Consider the following 21,454-nt stretch of genomic DNA (forward strand, 5'->3'; position numbering starts at 1 on the left):
GACGGCTACTTACATCGTATGAGTGGGACGGTCGGATTTAAGCGCTCCGGCCAGATGGGTTTCGATGCGACTGCGCGCCGTGTTGTCGCCATCGTTGAACTGTACGCCGACACCGGCAGCACGATTGCCTTGCGCCCCTTTGGGGGTGATCCACGCGACCTTGCCGGCCACCGGGATCTTCTCGGCCTCGTCCATCAGGTTGAGCAGCATGAACACCTCATCGCCCAACCGGTAACTCTTGTTGGTCGGGATGAACAAGCCACCGTTCTTGATAAACGGCATATAAGCGGCGTAGAGCACCGACTTGTCCTTGATGTTCAGGGACAAAATGCCGTTGCGCGGCCCGGGGCTGACGGATTCATTCATGTTGACCTCCACTGCTGATGTTCAGAGTCTAGGTACACATTCTTATCTTTGACCAGGCAATCCCGCCCATTGCACCAACAACGCTTCCAGCAGCAAGGCCGGATTGAGGTTGGCTTTGCTCATGACCTTCTGCCGCTGAGCGAGAATCCAGTCCTGAATCTCGAGGACTTTGCCTTGCGCACTTTTCTGCGCCAGGTACTGCACGACTTTGCGCATGTCGGTCAGGCCGAGGCCGGCTTCATCCTGAGTCAGTTGATAACGCAGGATCAGGCTCGACCAATCGCAGAACCAGTCAAACAGACGCAGCATCGGAATGCTTTTCCACTCCTCAGCCAGTTGCGTCGGCGATTGCTGTTGCTTGAGCAACTTCTTCACGCCCTCGACCACTTGCGCGCGTTGTTCACGCACGCCCTGGGATTGCAGACTGACGGCCATCAACGGCGAGCCAGCGGCCAGCGTCAGCAGTTCGACACGTTCGTCTTCGGAGCAGTCCGGCAGCGCCTGAGCCAGCCATTGCAGGCTCATCGCCTCGCCCGGCAGCGGACAGGCCTGCTGCACGCAACGGCTCTTGATCGTTGGCAGCAAGCGGCTGGTCTGGTGGCTGACCAACAGCAGAACGGTATCGCCGGAAGGCTCTTCAAGGCTCTTGAGCAAGGCGTTGGCGGCATTGATGTTCATCGACTCGACCGGCTCGATCAGCACCACTTTGCGCCCGCCCAGTTGCGCGGTCTGCACCACGAAGCTGACCAGATCGCGGACCTGATCGACCTTGATCGCCTTATCGGCTTCTTCCGGTTCGAGAATGTAATTATCGGGGTGACTGCCGGCCTTGAGCAGCAGGCAGGATTTGCACTCGCCGCAAGCTTCCGGAGTCGGCCGCTGGCACAACAGGCTGGCCATCAAGCGTTCGGCCAGCGCACGTTTGCCGATGCCGGCTGGGCCATGCAGCAGATAGGCGTGGGCGTGCTGCTTACGCCCGGCCAGTTGCTGCCAGAGGCTGTCCTGCCATGGATAGGCCTCAGCCACGGGCCAGCTCCAGCAAATTCGGAATCAGGGTATCCAGCGATTGTTGAACCTTGGCCAGTGGCTGACCGGCATCGATGCGCACATAGCGCGCGGGATCGGCTTCGGCGCGCTTCAGAAACGCATTGCGTACAGCCTCGAAAAACGCCCGGCCTTCCAGTTCGAAACGATCCAGACGGCCACGGGCACTGGCGCGGGCCAGGCCGATTTCTACCGGCAGATCGAAAATCAGCGTCAGATCCGGACGCAGGTCGCCCTGCACGAAAGTTTCCAGTGTGGCGATGCGCTCCAGCGACAAACCGCGACCGCCGCCCTGATAGGCGTAAGTCGAATCGGTGAAACGATCACAAAGCACTACCGCCCCCCGGGCCAGCGCCGGTCGAATCACTTCAGCCAGGTGCTGAGCGCGCGCGGCGAATACCAGCAACAACTCGGCGTCCGGGTTCATGACCTCGTCGGCCGGCGCCAGCAGCACGTCGCGAATCCGCTCGGCCAATGGCGTGCCACCCGGCTCGCGGGTCAGCACCACTTCGATACCGGCGGCGCGCAGGCGCTCGGCAAGGTATTCGCGGTTAGTGCTTTTGCCGGCGCCTTCCGGGCCTTCCAGGGTAATAAACAAGCCAGTCACAGGCAGTCCTTAATCAAAGTCATTGCGTGTTTTGTGGGGCGGCAGCTTCTGGAGCCGGCGCAGATTCCTGAGGCGCAATTTGTGGCAACGATTCCGGCGCTGTATCCGGAGAGGCAGCGGGAATCGCCTCTTCAGGAGCGGGAGCGGTTTCAGGCGTTGTCGCCGGCGCAGGGCTGGAACGGTAATCGGCACGGCGTTTGAGCTGGTACTCACGCACCGCATTATTGTGCGCATCCAGATCATCGGAGAACACATGGCTGCCATCGCCACGCGCAACGAAGTACAGGCTGGTGCCATCCACCGGGTTCAGCGCCGCATGAATTGCTTCGCGCCCGACCATCGCAATCGGTGTCGGCGGCAGGCCGGGAATTACGTAGGTGTTGTAAGGCGTCGGCTCTTTCAAATGCGCCCGAGTCAGCTTGCCGGTGTAGCGATCGCCCAGACCATAGATGACGGTCGGGTCGGTTTGCAGCTGCATGCCCAGCGCCATTCGACGTACGAAGACGCCGGCAATCTGCCCCCGTTCCTGCGGCACACCGGTTTCCTTCTCGACCAGCGACGCCATGATCAGCGCTTGATAGGGTTCGCTGTACGGCACATCGGCAGAACGACTTTCCCACTCTTTCGCCAGCACTTCATCGAGGCGATCAAAGGCTTTCTTCAGCAGTTCGGCATCGGACATGCCGCGCACAAAGCGGTAAGTGTCCGGGAAGAAACGGCCCTCCGGGAACAACCCTTTATGACCAATCTTCGCCATGACGTCGCTGTCGCTCAAACCGTTGAGGGTCTGCTCGACCTTATCGTCTTTGGCCAACGCCGCGCGCACTTGATGGAAATTCCAGCCCTCGACCAGCGTCAGGCTGTACTGGACCACTTCACCGCGCTTCCACAAGTCGATCAGACCGTTGACGGTCATGCCCGGCTGCATACGGTATTCGCCGCTATGGATCGGTGTACCGGCGAGATTGAAGCGCCAATAGACTCGCAACCAGAATGCGTCCTTGATGACGCCATCGGTTTCGAGGGAAAGGAACGTACGGGTCGGAGTGGAGCCTTTCGGCACATCCAGCAGTTCTTCCTGCGTGATGTTCAGAGGCTGTTCCAGTGCGGAGTGAATCTTCCAGGCGCTGGCGCCCATCAACAGCCCTGCCAGAACCAGTCCGGTTTCCAGCAGCAGCAAAAGTTTACGTCTCACAAATCAGGCATCCAGTAGGGCGCGGGCAATGGTTTGCAGTTTACGGGTGAGCGGGCCAACCGGCCAGCTCAGTGCAGCGTAGGCGCGTACCGGCCAGACGCCATACACGCTGTTGCAGACAAACACTTCATCGGCCCATTGCAGCTGTTCGAGGCTGATGTCGGCGATCTGCGTGGGAATGGCCAGTGACTCGGCCTGAAACAATATTTCGGCGCGCATCACACCGGCAACGCCGCAGCGTTTCAGATCCGGCGTGATCAATACACCGTCGCGCACCAGAAACACATTACTGAACACCCCTTCGATCACTCGACCGGCTTGATCAAGCATCAAGCCTTCGGCGTGCTCGCTGTCCTGCCATTCGGCACGGGCGATGACTTGTTCCAGTCGATTGAGGTGTTTGAGTCCAGCCAGTAAAGGCTGTCTGGAGAGTCGCGTGTTGCACGGAAACAGGCGAATGCCTTGTTCAGTATGCACAGCGGGATAAGCTGCCGGAGGATTGCCTTGCAGAATACGTCGGCCAGGCGCCGCCGGATCAGGTGCATAACCGCGCAGACCGTCGCCACGGGTGAGGATCAGCTTGAGTACACCCTCGCCCATCGCTGCCGCATAACTCAGCAGCTCGTGGCGAACCCGTTCGATATCGGCGGCGATGGCCAGACGCGAACAGCCATCGGCCAGACGCGTCAGGTGCCGATCCAGCAGGATCGGCTGTCCATCACGCACGGCGATGGTCTCGAACAGACCGTCGCCGTAAGCCAGGCCGCGATCTTTCAGCGACAGAGCGTCAGCCGGTTGACCGTCGACCCAGCTGTCCATCAGCCTGCGAACCGACGGAACGCCAAGGTGCCGTTGGTGCCGCCAAAACCGAAGGAGTTGGACAGCACGACATCGATGTCCATGTTGCGCGCAGTGTGCGGCACGAAATCGAGATCGCAGCCTTCATCCGGCTCATCGAGGTTGATGGTCGGCGGTGCCACTTGGCTGTTGATCGCAAGAACGCTGAAGATCGCTTCAACCGCGCCCGCCGCACCTAACAGGTGACCGGTCATCGATTTGGTCGAGCTCACTGCCAGTTTGTAGGCGTGATCACCGAACACGGTCTTGATCGCATTGGCTTCGGCGAGGTCGCCGGCCGAAGTCGAAGTACCGTGAGCGTTGATGTATTGCACTTGATCGGCGTTGATCTTCGCATCGCGCAGCGCGTTGGTGATGCAGCGTGCTGCACCGGCGCCGTCGGCAGGTGGCGAGGTCATGTGGAACGCGTCGCCACTGGTGCCAAAGCCGATGAGTTCAGCATAGATGGTCGCACCGCGCGCCTTGGCGTGTTCCAGCTCTTCGAGAACCAGTGCACCGGCACCGTCGGACAGGACGAAACCATCACGGCCCTTATCCCATGGACGGCTGGCGCGGGTCGGTTCGTCATTGCGGGTCGACAGCGCACGGGACGCGCCGAAGCCACCCATGCCCAGACCGCATGCGGCCATTTCGGCACCGCCGGCAATCATCACGTCGGCTTCGTCGTACATGATGTTGCGTGCCGCCATGCCGATGCAGTGCGTACCGGTGGTACATGCAGTGGCGATGGCGTAGTTAGGTCCCTGTGCCCCCAGGTGGATGGACAGGAAACCGGAAATCATATTGATGATCGAGCCAGGTACGAAGAATGGCGAGATTCGACGCGGGCCCGTCTCATGCAGGGTACGGCTGGTTTCTTCGATGTTGGTCAGACCGCCGATCCCCGAACCCATGGCCACGCCAATGCGTTCACGGTTGGCGTCGGTGACTTCCAGACCAGCGTTGCGTACAGCCTGAAAGCCGGCAGCGAGACCGTACTGAATGAACAGGTCGAGCTTGCGCGCTTCCTTGACCGACAGGTATTCCTCGACATTGAAGCCCTTTACCGAGCCGCCAAAGCGGGTGGAATAGGCAGAAAGGTCGGTGTGTTCGATCAGACCAATGCCACTGCGGCCAGCCAGAATGCCCTGCCAACTGCTCGGCACATCCGTGCCCAGTGGCGACAACATACCCATACCGGTGACTACGACGCGTCTACGCGACACAGCACTCTCCTTTTTCAAATGACGATTTTGCATCAGGCCTAAAGAAAAAACCGCACGCCATGATGGCAGTGCGGTTTTTCCATGACAGCAAACAACGATTACAAACTATTACGCCTGGTGGCTAGTAACGTAGTCGATTGCAGCTTGTACAGTAGTGATCTTCTCAGCTTCTTCGTCAGGGATTTCGGTCTCGAATTCCTCTTCCAGAGCCATCACCAGCTCAACGGTGTCAAGGGAGTCGGCACCCAGGTCTTCTACGAAGGAAGCAGTGTTGACCACTTCTTCTTCTTTAACACCCAGTTGCTCGGCAACGATTTTCTTGACGCGCTCTTCGATGGTGCTCATACCTTGTTTTCACTCCTAATGGACAAATTCAGGCAGCTGGCCAGTGGGTAAGTGTATAGAAAGACTTTTCAGTTTTTCAACTGAAAGCTTCACTCCTCAAACCCTGCAGCCCTCTGCCTATAAATAGATTGCAGCTTTATAACGGATTTTAGACAGCTCGTATGACATTTTTTTGAAGCAATCCGTCACATTTTACTTACATGTACATCCCACCGTTCACCGGGATTGTAGCCCCAGTGACGTATGCCGCACCGTCGGATGCAAGAAAAGCGACCACAGACGCGATCTCTTGAGCTTGCCCCAGACGACCCAGCGGAATCTGCGTCTGCAAGGCTTCACGCTGTGCTTCAGGCAGTTCGCGCGTCATATCGGTGTCGATAAACCCTGGGGTTACCGAGTTGACCGTAATCGAGCGCGAACCGACTTCACGCGCCATTGCACGGCTGAAACCTTCCAGACCGGCCTTGGCGGCTGCATAGTTTACTTGGCCTGCGTTGCCCATGGCACCCACCACCGAGCCAATACTGATAATTCGACCCCAGCGCGCCTTGGTCATACCGCGCAGAACGCCCTTGGACAGGCGATACAGACTGTTCAGGTTGGTATCGATTACGTCGTACCACTCGTCGTCTTTCATGCGCATCATCAGGTTATCGCGGGTGATGCCGGCATTATTGACCAGGATTGCCACCGGCGCACCGAACTGTTCCTGAATACCCGCCAGCACTGCACTGACCGATTCATCGCTGGTGACATTGAGTTCGAAGCCGGCGCCCTGAATACCGTTTTCCTTCAGGGTCGCAGCGATACGCTCGGCGCCCGAAGCGGAAGTCGCGGTGCCAATGACGATGGCGCCCTGACGACCCAGCTCCAGTGCGATAGCCTGGCCGATGCCGCGGCTTGCACCGGTGACCAGTGCAACTTTACCTTGCAGACTCATGCAAGTTTCTCCTGATTCAGGCTTGCGCTGCGCGAGCGGCAGCGAAAGCGTCTGGGGTATTGAGGTTGGAAGTCGCCACGCCTTCGGCGCAACGTTTGTTCAGACCGGCCAGGACTTTGCCCGGGCCGCATTCGACCAGATTGGTCGCGCCCTTGGCAGCGAGAGTCTGTACCGACTCGACCCAGCGCACTGGCTTGTACAATTGTTCGAGCAGATCACGCTTGAGGGTTTCCAGATCGGCCGGCACTTGTGCGCTGACGTTCTGTACCACCGGGATCTGCGGCACCTGCCAGTCGATGGCAGCAATGGATTCGGCGAAGCGCTCAGCGGCCGGACGCATCAGCTCGCAGTGCGACGGCACGCTCACCGGCAGCGGCATGGCACGCTTGGCGCCACGCGCCTTGCAGCCTTCGATCGCGCGCTCGACGGCAGCCTTGGCACCGGCAATGACCACTTGGCCCGGCGAGTTGAAATTGACCGCGCTGACCACTTCACCTTGCGCCGCTTCGGCGCAGGCAGCCAGCACATCGGCATCTTCCAGGCCGAGGATGGCAGCCATGCCGCCCTGCCCGGCCGGAACAGCTTCCTGCATCAACTGACCGCGACGCTCGACGAGCTTCACCGCATCAGCCAGTGTCAGGCTGCCGGCAGCAACCAGCGCGCTGTATTCACCCAGGCTGTGACCGGCAACAAAGGCCGGACGCGCACCACCTTCCGCCAGCCACAAACGCCACAGAGCGATCGAAGCGGTCAGAATGGCCGGTTGGGTTTTATCGGTTTGATTGAGCAGCTCTTCCGGGCCCTGCTGGGTCAGCGCCCACAGGTCATAGCCCAGAGCCTCAGAGGCTTCTTTGAAAGTTTCGAGGATCAACGGATATTCCGCGCCCAGCTCGGCCAGCATGCCGAGGGACTGCGAACCTTGTCCTGGAAAGACGAATGCGAGGGAAGCAGACATGTAACAAGCCCCTAATGATCTTGTCGTCGGAAAATGGCGCCCCACTGGGGACGCAAGAAACTGACAGTTGGATGGCCCTTTGAACCGGGCGGTCACATTTAAGCATTGTCCGACGAAAACGCCTAAGACAACAAATCCTCCAGACGACCATGGAGACGCTCGGGAAGATTTTCCTGAATCTCGATCAGCGCACGGGAAATAGCACTCTGAAAGCCCTGAACACCGGCCGAACCGTGGCTTTTCACCACGATACCCTGCAAGCCGAGAAAGCTTGCGCCATTATGTCGCGCCGGCGCCAGATCCGCCTGCAAACGCTTCATCAGCGGCAACGCCAACGCCCCCACGATACGAGAGGCCAGATTTTTTTTGAACAGCGCCTCGATACGCGCAGCGATCATCGTCGCCAGACCTTCGCTGGACTTGAGCAGGATGTTGCCGACGAAACCATCACACACCACAACATCCGCCTCGCCGCGATACAAACCGTCGCCTTCGATAAAGCCGATGTAATTGATGCCACGGGCAGCCTGCAACAGCGTCGCAGCCAGCTTGACCTGCTGATTGCCCTTAATGTCTTCGGTGCCGATGTTCAGCAGCGCGACGCGCGGGCGATGGATGCCCAGCGTCTGCGCCGCCACCGAGCCCATTACCGCAAATTGCAGCAAATGCTCGGCGCTGCAATCGACGTTGGCGCCCAGATCAAGCAACTGGCAATAACCCTTCTGCGTCGGGATAGCCGCCACCATTGCCGGCCGATCGATACCGGGCAGCGTCTTCAGCACGAATCGTGACAGCGCCATCAACGCACCGGTATTGCCGGCGCTGACACAGGCCTGAGCCTTGCCGTCACGCACCAGCTCAAGGGCAACACGCATCGACGAGTCCGGCTTGCCACGCAAGGCCTGGGTCGGTTTTTCGTCCATGGTGATGACTTCGCTGGCCGCAACAATCGTCAGGCGCGCGCGATCGGCAGCCGATTGGCCGTGGATCAATTCTTCAAGAAGGGAGGGTTGACCGACGAGGGTCAGGTGCAGCGAGGGCGTAGCAGACAGGCAAGCAAGGCTGGCCTGAACAATGCTGCGGGGACCGAAGTCCCCGCCCATTGCGTCAATCGCGATGACTTGAGCGGACAAGTGATTACTCGTCAGCGCCCTTGTCGATCACTTTACGGCCACGGTATACGCCTTCTGGCGATACGTGGTGACGCAGGTGAACTTCACCAGTGGTTTTTTCTACAGACAGGGTGCTAGCCTCGAGAGCGTCGTGCGAACGGCGCATGTCACGGGCAGAGCGGGATTTTTTGTTCTGCTGAACAGCCATAATTGATTAACTCCTAAACGTTTGGGTCACGCTTTAACTGCGCCAATACACTGAACGGGTTGGACCGCGTTACCTCGTCCTCGCTCGGTTCGGGCTCATCTGCTCCCGCCGGCTGCTGGCATTCTTCCGGATGATGAGCAGGCACAATAGGCAAGGCAAGCAAAAGCTCTTCCTCGACCAGTGACTGCAGATCCAATGGATCTTCGCCCAGTTCCAGCACGTCATAACCTTTCGGTAACGACTGGGTATTCGCACCCTCCTTCACTACAGCGTAACTGCATTCGCTGTGGATCGGCAGGGTGACCAGCTCAAGACAACGCTGGCAAACCATTTTGACCTCGGTGTCGATAAAGCTGTGGATCACCACAGATTTACGTTCATCTCGTTCAAAAACGAATTTCGCCTGCACCGTACCGACATCGTCGGAAAGCGGGTCGCAGAGTCTCTTCAAATCGGCCAGCAGCAGTTCACCTTGAAGGGTGGTGCCACGGTCAGCCAATTTGCGCGGGTCAACGTGAGGTGGAATCGGGTCATTCAACATAGGCGCAGCATTATAGGGATGCACCCACCCATGTCAAAGGAAATTGTGCCCTGTCCGTCACTTGCGTGCCTCCGCTAGAATTCGCACCTGCCTCAGGAGACGCGAATGCTGCCTTTATTACTCGCTTCAAGCTCGACCTATCGTCGGGAATTGCTCGCCCGCCTGCACCTGCCGTTCGTCTGCAGCTCGCCGGATATCGATGAAAGTCACCGCCCGGGCGAATCGGCGATCGAACTGGTCAAGCGCCTCGCCGAACAAAAAGCCCGGGCATTGGCTGACAGCTATCCCGCCCATCTGATTATCGGCTCGGACCAGGTTGCCGTGCTCGGCGAGCAGATCATCGGCAAGCCGCACACCTTTGAGAAGGCGCGCGAGCAACTGATGGCCGCCAGTGGCGCCAGCGTGACATTCCTGACCGGCCTTGCGCTGCTTAACAGTCAGACCGACCAGTGCCAGGTCGATTGCGTGCCGTTCACGGTCCACATGCGCACGCTGGATCAGGCAAGCATCGAACGCTATTTGCGCATTGAACAGCCTTACGACTGCGCAGGCAGCTTCAAGGCGGAAGGCCTCGGTGTGAGCCTGTTTCAATCTACCGAAGGCCCTGATGCCACCAGCCTGATCGGCCTGCCGCTGATTCGCCTGATCGACATGCTACTGGTTGAAGGCGTACAGATGCCTTAAAGCAAAAGATCGCAGCCTGCGGCAACTCCTACACCGATCTCTGTAGGAGCTACCGCAGGCTGCGATCTTTTGATCTTTACAACGAACTAACGCAACGAAGGTCCGTGGAAACCCATCCACATCGCCAATTGCTCTGCCACGCTGGCACCGAGCTTCTTCGAGAAACGATCGAACGGCGACTCCTGAACAGTGAAGTCGACCAGCTCTTTCTCGCCAATCACATCACGCGCCACCGAACTGGCATTGCCCAGACCATCGATCAAGCCCAGCGGCAGCGCTTGCTCACCCGACCAGACCAGCCCGGAGAACAGCTCCGGATGCTCTTTGTCTTTCAGACGATCGCCACGGCCCTGCTTGACGCTGTTGATGAACTGCTTGTGCGTGGTGTCCAGCACCGTTTGCCAGAACGCCGTTTCATCAGACTTCTGCGGCTGGAACGGGTCAAGGAACGACTTATGCTCGCCCGAGGTGTACGTGCGACGCTCGACACCCAGTTTCTCCATGGTGCCGACAAAGCCGTAACCGGCCGCCGTCACACCAATCGAGCCAACCAGACTCGCCTTGTCGGCATAGATCTGATCCGCCGCACTGGCAATGTAATAAGCACCGGAGGCGCCCAGATCGGAAATCACCGCGTAAAGCTTGATCTCCGGATGCAGACCGCGCAGACGCTTGATCTCGTCATACACATAACCCGATTGCACCGGACTGCCGCCAGGACTGTTGATGCGCAGGATAACGCCTTTGACCTTCTTGTCCTCGAACGCCGCCCGCAGGCTGCCAACAATGTTGTCGGCACTGGCGGGCTCTTTGTCGGCGATCATGCCGGTGACGTCGATCAACGCGGTGTAGTTCGGCCCGCGCGTGGCGCTCTTTTCCATGTCCATCAGCGGCGTGAACAGGATCAGCGCCACAAACAGATAAACAAACGTCAGCAGCTTGAAGAAAATCCCCCAACGCCGCGAACGACGCTGTTCCTGAACACCAGCCAGCAGAGTCTTTTCCAACAGCTTCCAGCTTTTTTCGTCACCGCCGTCGGCACTTGCCTTGGCCGGTGCTTTCCATTCGTCGGTCATGCCATCCACCCCAGCAAAAACGTATTAGGCCTGCTTCCCCAGCCAGGCATGCAATTCGGAAAAACGGTCGATCGACAGACGTGGCTCGAATTGTTGCAGCGATTCGATCGATTGCGCGCCATAACTGACCGCGACCGAATCCATCCCCGCATTACGCGCCATCAACAGATCGAAGGACGAATCGCCGACCATCAAGGCCTGCTCCGGGCGCACATCACAATGAGCAAGGATCTGCTCCAGCATCAGAGGGTGCGGCTTGCTCGCAGTTTCATCGGCAGCGCGGGTGATATCGAAATAATCTTCCCAGCCATTAGCCTTGAGCACTCGATCCAGTCCGCGACGATTCTTGCCGGTCGCCACCGCGAGGTGATAACCCTGCTCGCGAAAGGACGCCATCGACTCGACTACGCCTTCGAACAACGGCGAAGGCACAGCTTCTGCGGCGATGTAGTGATCGGCGTAATACTCGCGAAACGCGGTCATTTCGGCGTCACTGATCTCGGGATACAGCGTGCGAATCGCCTCGGGCAAGCCCAAACCGATAATGCCTTTGACAGCAAAGTCGTCGCGCAACTCGAAACCGGAGCGCCCGGACGCCGAATGCATGGCTTCGACAATCCGATGAATGGAATCGGCCAGGGTGCCGTCCCAATCGAAAATCAGCAGTTTGTAATCAGATGGGCGCACTCAATCGCTCCACGGTCTTGGCCCACATTTCATCGACCGGCGCCTGCAAGGTCAGCTTGCCGCCATCGGGCAGCGGCACGGTCAGCATGTAGGCGTGCAGGAACAGGCGCTTGCCGCCCAGATCACGGATTTCCTTGGTGAAATCCTCATCGCCATACTTGCTGTCGCCAGCAATGCAATGACCGGCATGCAAGGTATGCACGCGAATCTGGTGGGTGCGACCGGTCACCGGTTTAGCCTCGACCATGGTGGCGAAGTCACCGAAGCGGCGCAGCACTTTGAACATGGTCAGGGCTTCTTTGCCCTCGTCATTGACTTCGACCATGCGCTCACCGGAACGCAGATTGCTCTTGAGCAATGGCGCACTGACTTTCTTGATCGAGGTCGCCCAGTTGCCGCGGACCAGCGCCATGTAGCGCTTGTCGACGCCATCGCCGCGCAATTGCTCGTGCAAGTGGCGCAACATGCTGCGCTTTTTCGCGATCATCAGCAGGCCGGAGGTATCACGGTCGAGACGGTGCACCAGCTCCAGCTCTTTGGCATCGGGACGCAACTGACGAAAGGCTTCGATCACGCCGAAGTTCAAGCCACTACCGCCGTGAACCGCAATGCCGGCGGGCTTATTGATCACGATCAGGGCTTTGTCTTCGAAGACAATCGAAGCTTCCAGGCGCTGCAACAGACCCTGCGCCAGCGGCACCGGCTCATCGCGCTCAGGCACGCGAACCGGCGGCACGCGCACGATATCACCGGCCTGCAGCTTGTATTCGGGCTTGATCCGACCTTTGTTCACACGCACTTCGCCTTTACGCAAAATGCGGTAAATCAAGGTCTTGGGCACGCCTTTGAGCCGGGCGAGGAGAAAATTGTCGATTCGTTGGCCGGCATACTCCGGCGAGACTTCAAGCAATTGAACGCCTGGAGTCGAAGGGGCAGTAGTTGTCATGCCGCGGATGATAACAATTTTTATGGAATTGAAGCACTTAATCATTGCTGCTATAGTCGCGAACGCCGCCAAAAGCGGCCTGGACAGAGGAACCACGGTCAAAAACCGGCCCTGACCAACGCAATTCACCAGGACGCGAGGCCGTCCTACGGGGCTTTCGCTACGTAACGGTGGAGTTTGCAGTTGTAACAAGCGCAGGTGACATGAGGCCTGAATTACACCGTCGAGCAGAGTTTTTACTCGCCTGACAGGCACACATTCAAGGCCAGTTCACAAAGTGCAGTCAGCTACAGATGACCCCGAGCGAATGCTTCGGAAACAACGCCTGAATTAGCCATGATGCGTGACCTCCCCTTTCGGAGCTCACGGTAAATGCCAACCCGCTGCGGATTCTGCGCGCGGCAGCACCCGAATTATCAGGGATACGTGTAGGGTGGAGATGCACAACCGCTGGACTGTGTAGCAATAGGCTTTATCAAGACGCTTCATCTCGTCCACAGCCGCTGGTTGATTCCTCCTCCTGACTGAGTGCTTAAGTAGCCACAGCAAGCAGGACGCGTACGTCGCTATATCGGCCCAATTGGCCGCATATCGCTGGACACGGGAATGGCCAACCACTCCCGACGCACCTGACACCGACCGTGAGAAGTCGTGTGTGCCGAACGCCGTTTCCGGCAGCCCGGAAACCGACGGTACTACATGAAAAGAATGCTGATTAACGCAACTCAACCCGAAGAGTTGCGTGTTGCACTGGTAGATGGCCAACGCCTCTACGACCTGGACATCGAATCCGGTGCACGCGAGCAGAAGAAGGCCAACATCTATAAAGGCCGCATCACTCGCATCGAACCAAGCCTTGAGGCTGCCTTTGTCGATTTCGGCTCCGAGCGCCACGGCTTCCTGCCCCTCAAAGAAATCTCCCGCGAATACTTCAAGAAAGCCCCTGAAGGCCGCGTCAACATCAAGGACGTCCTGAGCGAAGGCCAGGAAGTCATCGTTCAGGTCGAAAAAGAAGAACGTGGCAACAAGGGCGCAGCCCTGACCACCTTCATCAGCCTGGCCGGTCGTTACCTCGTGCTGATGCCGAACAACCCGCGTGCCGGCGGTATCTCCCGTCGCATCGAAGGCGAAGAGCGCAACGAACTGCGTGAAGCGCTGAACGGTCTGGTCGCACCAGCCGACATGGGTCTGATCGTGCGCACTGCCGGCCTTGGCCGCAGCAGCGAAGAAATGCAGTGGGACCTCGACTACCTGCTGCAACTGTGGACCGCCATCAAAGAAGCCTCGCTGGATCGCTCCGCGCCATTCCTGATCTACCAGGAAAGCAACGTGATCATCCGCGCCATCCGCGATTACCTGCGCCAGGACATCGGCGAAGTGCTGATCGACAGCGTTGAAGCCCAGGACGAAGCCCTGACCTTCATACGCCAGGTGATGCCGCAATACGCCAGCAAGATCAAGCTGTACGAAGACAGCGTGCCGCTGTTCAACCGTTTCCAGATCGAAAGCCAGATCGAGACCGCTTTCCAGCGGGTCGTTGAACTGCCTTCCGGCGGCTCCATCGTTATCGATCCGACCGAAGCCCTGGTGTCGATCGACATCAACTCGGCGCGCGCCACCAAAGGCAGCGACATCGAAGAAACCGCTCTGCAGACCAACCTTGAAGCTGCCGAAGAAATCGCCCGTCAGTTGCGCCTGCGCGACATCGGCGGCCTGATCGTCATCGACTTCATCGACATGACCCCTGCCAAGAACCAGCGCGCCGTGGAAGAGAAAGTCCGCGAATGCCTGGAAGCCGACCGTGCCCGCGTGCAGATCGGTCGCATCTCGCGCTTCGGCCTGCTGGAAATGTCCCGTCAGCGCCTGCGTCCATCCCTGGGCGAAAGCAGCGGTATCGTTTGCCCGCGTTGCAACGGCACCGGCATCATCCGTGACGTTGAATCGCTGTCGCTGGCGATCCTGCGCCTGATCGAAGAAGAAGCCCTGAAAGACCGCACCGCCGAAGTGCGCGCCCAGGTGCCGATCCCGGTCGCCGCGTTCCTGCTCAACGAAAAACGCAACTCGATCACCAAGATCGAACTGCGCACCCGTGCTCGCATCATCATTCTGCCGAACGACCACCTCGAAACCCCGCATTTCGAAGTTCAGCGCCTGCGTGACGACAGCCCGGAAGCTGCGACCAACCAGTCCAGCTACGAAATCGCAGCTGCCGCTGCCGAAGTCGAAGAAGTCCAGCCAGCCGCTGCGACCCGCACCCTGGTTCGCCAGGAAGCTGCGGTCAAGACTGCTCCGGCACGTGCCAACGCTCCGGTTCCGACCGAAGTCGCCGCCCCGGTCGCTGCTGCACCAGCTCCAGTCGCTGCACCAGAGCCAAGCCTGTTCAAAGGTCTGGTGAAATCGCTGGTCAGCCTGTTCGCCACCAAAGAAGAACCAGCCGCTCCGGTTGTGGTTGAAAAACCAGCCACCGAACGTCCGGCCCGCAACGAAGAGCGTCGCAACGGTCGTCAGCAGAGCCGCAACCGTAATGGTCGCCGCGATGAAGAACGCAAGCCACGCGAAGAACGTGCTCCACGTGAAGAACGTGCGCCACGCGAGCCGCGCGAAGAGCGCGCGCCACGTGAAGCCCGTGAAGTCCGCGAACCACGTGAAGCTCGTACCGAAGCGCCAGTTGCCCGCGAAGAACGTGCACCACGCGCTCCGCGTGAAGAACGTGCACCACGTGCACCGCGCGAAGACCGCAAGCCACGCGGCGAGCGTGAAGAGCGTGTGCGTGAACTGCGCGAGCCACTGGACGCCGTTCCAGCCGCTGCTGCTGACGTTGCCGTTACCGCTGAAGAACGCCCGACCCGTCAGCCCCGTGAAGAACGCGCACCGCGTCCGCCACGTGAAGAGCGTCAACCGCGTGCCGAACAGGCCGTTGCTGCCGTCGCTGAAGAAGAAGTGAACACCAACGAAGAGCAACTGCCGGAAGACGGTTCGGAGAACGCCGAAGGCGATCGCCCACGTCGTCGTTCGCGCGGTCAGCGTCGTCGCAGCAACCGTCGTGAGCGTCAGCGTGATGCCAACGGCAACGTGATCGAAGGTTCGGAAGAATCCGAAGCCGGCGAAAACGCTGAAGCGCCAAGCACTGCCGATCTGGCTGCTGGCATGGCTGTGACCGCCGCTGTTGCCAGCACCGTGATCAGTGCACCGGCTGAAGCACAAGCCCACGAGCAAGCTGAACGCGCCACCGCGGCTGTTCAGGAAACCGCTCCAGTGGAAGCGCCGGTTGTTGAAGCGACTACTCCAGTAGAAGTGGTTGCTGCTCCGGAAGTCGAAGTGGCACCGGTTCAAGAGACCCTGCCTCAGGTAGAGCCAGCGCCAGTTGTGGCTGCGGAGCCGGTGGTAGAAACCGTCGCAGAAACCGTAACCGAAAGCGTACGTGAAGTTCGCGAAGAGCAGACTGCCTTCAACTGGGTTGCCGAGCCGACTGTTGCTGAAACCCCAGCGCCAGTGGTGGAAGCACCGGTTGTTGAAGCGCCAGTGTTCGAAACCCCAGTGTTTGAAGAACGTAAAGCTGCCGAACCAGCACCTGTCGTTGAAGCACCGGTTGTCGCAGCACCCGTGGTGACCGAGGCGCCAGCCCCTGTGGTTGAAGCTGCAGCACCGGTCAGCGCTCTGACGCCAAGCGGCCGCGCGCCAAACGACCCACGTGAAGTGCGTCGTCGCAAGCGTGAAGAAGAGCGTCTGCAGAAGGAAGCTGAACTGGCTGCCGCTGCTGCGCCAGTCGCTGCCGAGCCAGCCGTGGTTGCTGAAGTGGTCGAGGCAGCGCCTGCCCCGGTGACTGAAGAAGCTGTGGTTGAGTCGGTGATTGCTGAAGCACCACGCTCCGTTCAGGACGCGGTCGAGCAGCACCAAGAGGCCGAGGAAAAAGAACACGAGCCTAAACCACTCGTGTAATTTCCAAAGCCAATAAAAAGCCCCGCCCGATTATTCAGGCGGGGCTTTTTTATGCCTCGATTTTTTGTGCTGGACTCTAGATCCAACCCCCTCACCCCAGCCCTCTCCCCGAGGGGCGAGGGGGAAAGGGAGCAGATCTCCGTGTGTTTCAAGGCCGGAGTTCGACTCGAAGTTTCAGGTCGGTGTACCTCGAAAGAACACCTCGGTCAGTCCCCTCTCCCTCTGGGAGAGGGTTAGGGTGAGGGGCTCTCAGGAATTTACGCAGCTCTCAAGACGAAGTAAAAACCAAAGCCTCCGGCACATCGATATCCCACAACACCCCAGGATCATCCACCGCCACTTCCACCACCCTGCCCTGCTTGAACAACGGCCGAGCCCCTCGATCGCCACTCAAAGCCTGCAACCCCGCACCAAACGACCGCCCAAACCCCACAGGATGACCAAACTCCCCTTCCTGCACCGGCACGCTCACCGCATCATCAGCAATCGACGCGACCACCAGCCCAATACTCGACGGCAAGATAAACGGCATGTCACCAAGGACAATCAACCAGCCATCGGCATCAGGGCAAGCGGCGACCCCGGCGGCAATACTGTCACCCATTCCAGTCGATTCAATCGAGACCACGTCACAGCCATAGGCCTGGGCCATGCGCATCGCCTGCGGCCGCGCCTCGGTCGTCACCAGCACGCGCCTGTCGAGGCTGCCCGGCAGATTCAACAGCACCTGCTCAATCACCGAACGCACTGCACCATCACGCCCGGTGCAGTCCGCCAGCAACTTGTCCTTATCGGCACCTGCCACCTGGCGAAAACGACTGCCCTCACCCGCCGCCAGCACAATCACTGCAATGGATCGACTCATGCGTCCTCCAAAGTTTTCTTCTGCTTCAACTCGACGCCGTTCTTAATTGCGACGATCTCCGCCAACAGAGACAAAGCAATTTCCGCTGGCGAATGACTGCCGATATGCAAACCGATCGGCCCGTGCAGTCGATCGATCGCCTGCACCGACAAGCCTAGCTGAGCAAGATTCTCCCGACGCTTTCGGCTGTTAACCCGAGAGCCGAGAGCGCCGACATAGAAGGCCGGAGAATCCAGCGCCGTGAGCAGCGCCATATCGTCCAGACGCGGATCGTGGGTCAACGCGACAATCGCCGTACGTTCGTCGGTCTGGATACTCAACACCGCCTCATCCGGCATGCCCGAGACGAAACGCCCGTGATGCTCTTCCCAGCCGTAGACGAATTCGCTGCGCGGATCGCAGATCAGCACCTCAAAATCCAGCAACCGCGCCATATCCGCCACGTAACGCGACAACTGCCCGGCACCGATCAATAGCAGGCGCCAGCGCGGCCCGTAGATCGCTCGCAGGGTTTTGCCGTCGAACTCCAGCGAGTCGGACTTGCTGGCCGGCGACAGAAGCACTTCACCGGTTTCAATGTTCAACTCACGGGCAACGATCTCGTGTGCTTCGCACCGCGCGAGCAACTCGGCAACCCACGCGGGATCGCCGATCCGTTCTTCAGTCAGGCGCAACGTGCCGCCACAAGGCAAGCCAAAGCGCGCCGCCTCCTCGCGTGTAACGCCATAGGTGATCAACTGCACCGGCGGCCCATCGGTGGCGATGCGTCCGTCGTGCAGGCGGGCGATCAAGTCATCCTCGACGCACCCGCCCGACACCGAACCGATCACCACGCCATCCTCGCGCAAGGCGAGCATGGCACCGGGCGCCCGCGGCGCCGTGCCCCAGGTCTGCACCACGCTGAACAGCACCACCCGCTGCCCGGCGCGGCGCCATTCAAGGACGCTGCGCAGGACATTGAGGTCGACGCTGTCCATTACGCCTCTGCCTTCTGCCAGCCCTGCAACTGGTAACGCACCGGCAGATTACGGATGCGCTTGCCAGTAGCGGCAAAGATCGCGTTACACAAGGCCGGAGCAATCGGCGGCACGCCCGGTTCGCCGACACCGCCCAAGGGCACGTCGCCCGGCGGCGTCACCAGATGCACGGCAACTTCTTTCGGCGCCAGCGACATGCGCGCCACTTCGTACATGTGGAAGTTGTCCTGCTGGACCTTGCCGTCCTTGAAGCTGATTTCGCCCAGTACTGCGTTGCCCAGGCCCATCACGCAGGCGCCTTCGAACTGCGAACGGATACGTTCAGGGTTGATCTGCGGCCCGCAATCCACGGCAATATCGGCCTTGTGCACGATCAGCGTACCGTCGTCCTTGACCTCGACTTCGATCACCGCCGCCACGTACGTGACGAAGCTGTAATGCACCGCCAGACCCAGACCACGGCCCTTCGGCAGTTTGCGCCCCCAACCGGCTGCTTTCGCGGCGGTTTCCAGCACGGTGCGCATGCGCCCGGTATCGATCGGATACCGCTCGGGCGATTCGCCGTAGTTCCACTCTTCGCTCAAGGTGCGCGGGTCGATCTGCCGATCAGCGCCGAGCAGTTTGATCTGGTATTTGAGCGGATCCTCGCCGGCCTTGTGCGCCAGCTCATCGACGAAACTCTGGATGGCAAAACCATGAGGAATATTCGACACCGAGCGATACCAGCCAACCCGTGTGTGCACGGTCGCCTCGGGGTTTTCCAGGCGTACGTTGGGAATCGCGTAGGCCATGTTGGTGAAACCCATGCCCAGCTCGAAAGCCGCTTCATGGTTCATCCCCGGCGCGAACAGCGCGGTGATGCTCGGCGCCACGGTGCGATGCAACCAGCCGGACGGCATGCCGTCCTTGCCCACGCCAGCCTTCAGATACTCGGCGGACACAGTGTGGAAATACGAGTTGTGGATGTCATCTTCACGCGTCCACTGCACCCGCATGGCTTTGCCGGGGAACTCTTTGGCGAGAATCGCCGCTTCGACGACGAAATCCGGTTTCGACTTGCGACCAAAACCACCGCCAAGCAAGGTGACATTGAATGTGACATTGTCGAACGGCAGTCCAAGACGCTCGGCAATGCGCTCGCGGGTGACTTGCGGCGCCTGACTCGGTGCCCACGCTTCGCAAACGCCGTCCTTGTAGCGAGCGATGGCAACCATTGGCTCCATCGGTGCCTGGGCCAGATGCGGCAGGTAGTAGGATGCTTCAAGCGTACTTGCAGCACCGCTCAGGGCCTTGTCGATATCGCCGGTGTTGCGCACCACTTTGCCGGGTTTCAGCGAGGCGGCTTCAAGCTCTTTGCGATAGGCGATCGAGTCATAACTGGCGTTCGGACCGTCATCCCATTCGATTTTCAACGCTTCACGGCCCTTGATCGCGGCCCAGGTATTGCTCGCCACCACGGCCACACCACCCAGTGGCTGAAACTCAGAAGGCAGCGGCCGGCTTTCGATCTGCAGCACTTTGAGCACACCGGGGACTTTCAGCGCAGCGCTGTCATCCAGCGATTTGACCTTGCCGCCGTACACCGCCGGACGGGCGATAGTTGCGTACAGCATGCCGTCGAAATGCACATCGGCGCCGTATACCGCACGACCGTTGACGATGTCTGCGCCGTCGATGGCTTTCGTACCTTCCTTGCCGATGTAGCGAAACTCCGACGGCTGCTTGAGGCGCAGGCTGTCACGCGCCGGTACCGGCAACGCACTGGCTGCGGCGGCCAGTTCGCCATAGCCCAGCTCACGGCCAGACGGTTTGTGAATGACTTTGTGCAGTTGCGCGTGGCACTCACCGACCGGCACTTTCCACTGCGCAGCGGCGGCCTGTTCAAGCATGGTCCGCGCCGCCGCACCGCAACGCCGCATTGGTTCATACCAATGGCGCATGCTGCGCGAACCGTCGGTGTCCTGGTTGCCGAAGCGCACTTCATCACCCGGCGCCTGCTGCACTTTGACGCGCGCCCAATCGGCTTCCAGTTCATCAGCAACAACCATGGTCAAACTGGTGCGCACGCCCTGGCCCATCTCGGAACGGTTGCACACCACAGTGACCGTGCCGTCAGCGGCAATGCTGACGTAGACCTTCGGATCGTCGATCCAGCCATTGGGCATGCCATCGGCGCCGAATTGCTTCGGTTTGTCTTCAGCCAACGCATCCTGCCAACCCCAACTGGCGGCCAGCACCAGCGCGCCGGTGGCGCCGACGCCTTTGAGGAAACCGCGACGGCTGAGATTGCTCAGGGCGAAATCATTCGGAAGGCGACTCATGCCTTGGCCTCCTTCAAGTGAGTGGAAGCCTGGCGGATCGCAGTCTTGATCCGGTTGTAGGTGCCGCAGCGGCAAATGTTACCGACCATGGCTTCTTCGATCTGCTCGTCGCTCGGGTTCGGGTTGGTCTTGAGCAACGCGGTAGCCGACATGATCTGCCCGCCCTGACAGAATCCGCATTGCGCTACAGCGGTGTCGAGCCAGGCTTGCTGGACCACCTGCCCCACCGGGTCGGCGTGCAGGTTGTCGATGGTGGTGACGTTCTGGCCGACCACCGAACCGATCGGCGTGATGCAACTGCGCGCCGGCAAGCCGTCGATATGAATGGTGCAGGCGCCGCACAGCCCCATGCCGCAGCCGAACTTGGTGCCGTTATAACCGGCGACATCACGAATCGCCCACAACAGCGGCATGTCTTCGGTGACATCGAGAGGATGGTCTTGACCGTTGAGTTTCAGGGTAATCATGGGCACGCCCGCATATTTTTAGTGGTTATGGGGTCGAGCAATCTGCCGCCGTTGAATCGGCGGTGGTTCACGCAGATCGACTCAGGCTAATCAGGCTCTCTTGTGCCGACGCGAAC

At 59.6% G+C, this 21,454-nt stretch carries 21 protein-coding genes; 2 read left to right on the forward strand and 19 right to left on the reverse strand.

All coding sequences use genetic code 11. The annotated features are described in order from the left end of the window. Positions 1-9 precede the first annotated feature (9 nt). The 12 genes from CKW26_RS11065 to CKW26_RS11120 all read right to left on the reverse strand — a co-directional run bounded on the left by CKW26_RS11065 (position 10) and on the right by CKW26_RS11120 (position 9,376). The gene (locus CKW26_RS11065) at positions 10-366 is read right to left on the reverse strand and encodes a PilZ domain-containing protein (RefSeq protein ID WP_093435417.1); all 357 of its coding nucleotides are present in this window, start codon (positions 364-366) and stop codon (positions 10-12) included. A 42-nt stretch (positions 367-408) separates the two neighbouring features. Further along, positions 409-1,392: a DNA polymerase III subunit delta' gene (locus CKW26_RS11070; protein ID WP_095048608.1), complete on the reverse strand. Its 984-nt coding sequence runs from the start codon at positions 1,390-1,392 to the stop codon at positions 409-411. After that, a complete protein-coding gene (gene tmk, locus CKW26_RS11075; protein ID WP_095048609.1) occupies positions 1,385-2,017 on the reverse strand; it encodes a dTMP kinase in 633 nt (210 codons plus the stop codon). The genes CKW26_RS11070 and tmk overlap by 8 nt, the downstream gene beginning before the upstream one ends. Positions 2,018-2,036: 19 nt before the next feature. After that, positions 2,037-3,212: an endolytic transglycosylase MltG gene (gene mltG, locus CKW26_RS11080; RefSeq protein WP_095048610.1), complete on the reverse strand. Its 1,176-nt coding sequence runs from the start codon at positions 3,210-3,212 to the stop codon at positions 2,037-2,039. Positions 3,213-3,215: 3 nt separating this feature from the next. After that, positions 3,216-4,031 carry an aminodeoxychorismate lyase gene (pabC, locus tag CKW26_RS11085; RefSeq protein WP_095048611.1) on the reverse strand — a complete coding sequence of 272 codons (816 nt, stop codon included), beginning with the start codon at positions 4,029-4,031 and terminating at the stop codon, positions 3,216-3,218. After that, a complete protein-coding gene (fabF, locus tag CKW26_RS11090; RefSeq protein ID WP_093435430.1) occupies positions 4,031-5,275 on the reverse strand; it encodes a beta-ketoacyl-ACP synthase II in 1,245 nt (414 codons plus the stop codon). Before fabF ends, pabC begins: the two co-directional genes overlap by 1 nt. Positions 5,276-5,383: 108 nt before the next feature. After that, positions 5,384-5,620: an acyl carrier protein gene (gene acpP / locus CKW26_RS11095; protein ID WP_003175607.1), complete on the reverse strand. Its 237-nt coding sequence runs from the start codon at positions 5,618-5,620 to the stop codon at positions 5,384-5,386. A 196-nt stretch (positions 5,621-5,816) separates the two neighbouring features. Continuing rightward, entirely contained in the window at positions 5,817-6,560 is a 744-nt protein-coding gene (gene fabG, locus CKW26_RS11100; RefSeq protein ID WP_034155354.1) for a 3-oxoacyl-ACP reductase FabG, read from the reverse strand. A gap of 16 nt (positions 6,561-6,576) precedes the next feature. Then, complete coding sequence (gene fabD, locus CKW26_RS11105) at positions 6,577-7,515, reverse strand: ACP S-malonyltransferase (protein WP_095048612.1); 939 nt, start codon at positions 7,513-7,515, stop codon at positions 6,577-6,579. Positions 7,516-7,637: 122 nt separating this feature from the next. Beyond that, complete coding sequence (gene plsX, locus CKW26_RS11110; RefSeq protein ID WP_095048613.1) at positions 7,638-8,648, reverse strand: phosphate acyltransferase PlsX; 1,011 nt, start codon at positions 8,646-8,648, stop codon at positions 7,638-7,640. 4 nt (positions 8,649-8,652) lie between these two features. Then, positions 8,653-8,835, reverse strand: coding sequence for a 50S ribosomal protein L32 (rpmF, locus tag CKW26_RS11115; protein ID WP_003179396.1), 183 nt, complete (start codon positions 8,833-8,835; stop codon positions 8,653-8,655). A 13-nt stretch (positions 8,836-8,848) separates the two neighbouring features. After that, positions 8,849-9,376, reverse strand: coding sequence for a YceD family protein (locus CKW26_RS11120; protein WP_038364482.1), 528 nt, complete (start codon positions 9,374-9,376; stop codon positions 8,849-8,851). 105 nt (positions 9,377-9,481) lie between these two features. Between CKW26_RS11120 and CKW26_RS11125 the strand changes: the two genes are divergently transcribed. Continuing rightward, on the forward strand, positions 9,482-10,060 hold the full coding sequence (locus tag CKW26_RS11125) for a nucleoside triphosphate pyrophosphatase (RefSeq protein ID WP_095048614.1): 579 nt from the start codon (positions 9,482-9,484) through the stop codon (positions 10,058-10,060). An 86-nt stretch (positions 10,061-10,146) separates the two neighbouring features. On the opposite strand, the gene CKW26_RS11130 is transcribed toward CKW26_RS11125, so the two are convergent. Genes CKW26_RS11130 through rluC form a run of 3 tightly spaced genes read right to left on the reverse strand, consistent with a single transcriptional unit; the run spans position 10,147 to position 12,769 of the window. Next, entirely contained in the window at positions 10,147-11,136 is a 990-nt protein-coding gene (locus tag CKW26_RS11130) for a S49 family peptidase (protein WP_095048615.1), read from the reverse strand. A gap of 24 nt (positions 11,137-11,160) precedes the next feature. Continuing rightward, entirely contained in the window at positions 11,161-11,823 is a 663-nt protein-coding gene (locus CKW26_RS11135) for an HAD-IA family hydrolase (protein ID WP_095048616.1), read from the reverse strand. Beyond that, complete coding sequence (gene rluC, locus CKW26_RS11140; RefSeq protein WP_034155359.1) at positions 11,810-12,769, reverse strand: 23S rRNA pseudouridine(955/2504/2580) synthase RluC; 960 nt, start codon at positions 12,767-12,769, stop codon at positions 11,810-11,812. Before rluC ends, CKW26_RS11135 begins: the two co-directional genes overlap by 14 nt. A gap of 699 nt (positions 12,770-13,468) precedes the next feature. On the opposite strand from rluC, the gene rne reads away from it, so the two are divergent. Next, positions 13,469-16,708: a ribonuclease E gene (rne, locus tag CKW26_RS11150; protein WP_095048617.1), complete on the forward strand. Its 3,240-nt coding sequence runs from the start codon at positions 13,469-13,471 to the stop codon at positions 16,706-16,708. 268 nt (positions 16,709-16,976) lie between these two features. On the opposite strand, the gene CKW26_RS11155 is transcribed toward rne, so the two are convergent. From CKW26_RS11155 to CKW26_RS11170, 4 genes are read right to left on the reverse strand one after another with little or no spacing between them, the layout of a single operon-like run. Continuing rightward, entirely contained in the window at positions 16,977-17,573 is a 597-nt protein-coding gene (locus tag CKW26_RS11155) for a nucleotidyltransferase family protein (protein WP_095048618.1), read from the reverse strand. After that, the gene (locus CKW26_RS11160) at positions 17,570-18,550 is read right to left on the reverse strand and encodes an XdhC family protein (protein ID WP_095048619.1); all 981 of its coding nucleotides are present in this window, start codon (positions 18,548-18,550) and stop codon (positions 17,570-17,572) included. Before CKW26_RS11160 ends, CKW26_RS11155 begins: the two co-directional genes overlap by 4 nt. Further along, the gene (locus CKW26_RS11165) at positions 18,550-20,871 is read right to left on the reverse strand and encodes a xanthine dehydrogenase family protein molybdopterin-binding subunit (RefSeq protein ID WP_095048620.1); all 2,322 of its coding nucleotides are present in this window, start codon (positions 20,869-20,871) and stop codon (positions 18,550-18,552) included. The genes CKW26_RS11160 and CKW26_RS11165 overlap by 1 nt, the downstream gene beginning before the upstream one ends. Further along, positions 20,868-21,338, reverse strand: coding sequence for a (2Fe-2S)-binding protein (locus tag CKW26_RS11170; RefSeq protein ID WP_095048621.1), 471 nt, complete (start codon positions 21,336-21,338; stop codon positions 20,868-20,870). Before CKW26_RS11170 ends, CKW26_RS11165 begins: the two co-directional genes overlap by 4 nt. Between the last annotated feature and the right edge of the window lie 116 nt (positions 21,339-21,454).

The sequence above is a fragment of the Pseudomonas sp. Irchel s3h9 genome (assembly GCF_900187475.1).
GTDB classification, from domain to species: domain Bacteria; phylum Pseudomonadota; class Gammaproteobacteria; order Pseudomonadales; family Pseudomonadaceae; genus Aquipseudomonas; species Aquipseudomonas neuropathica.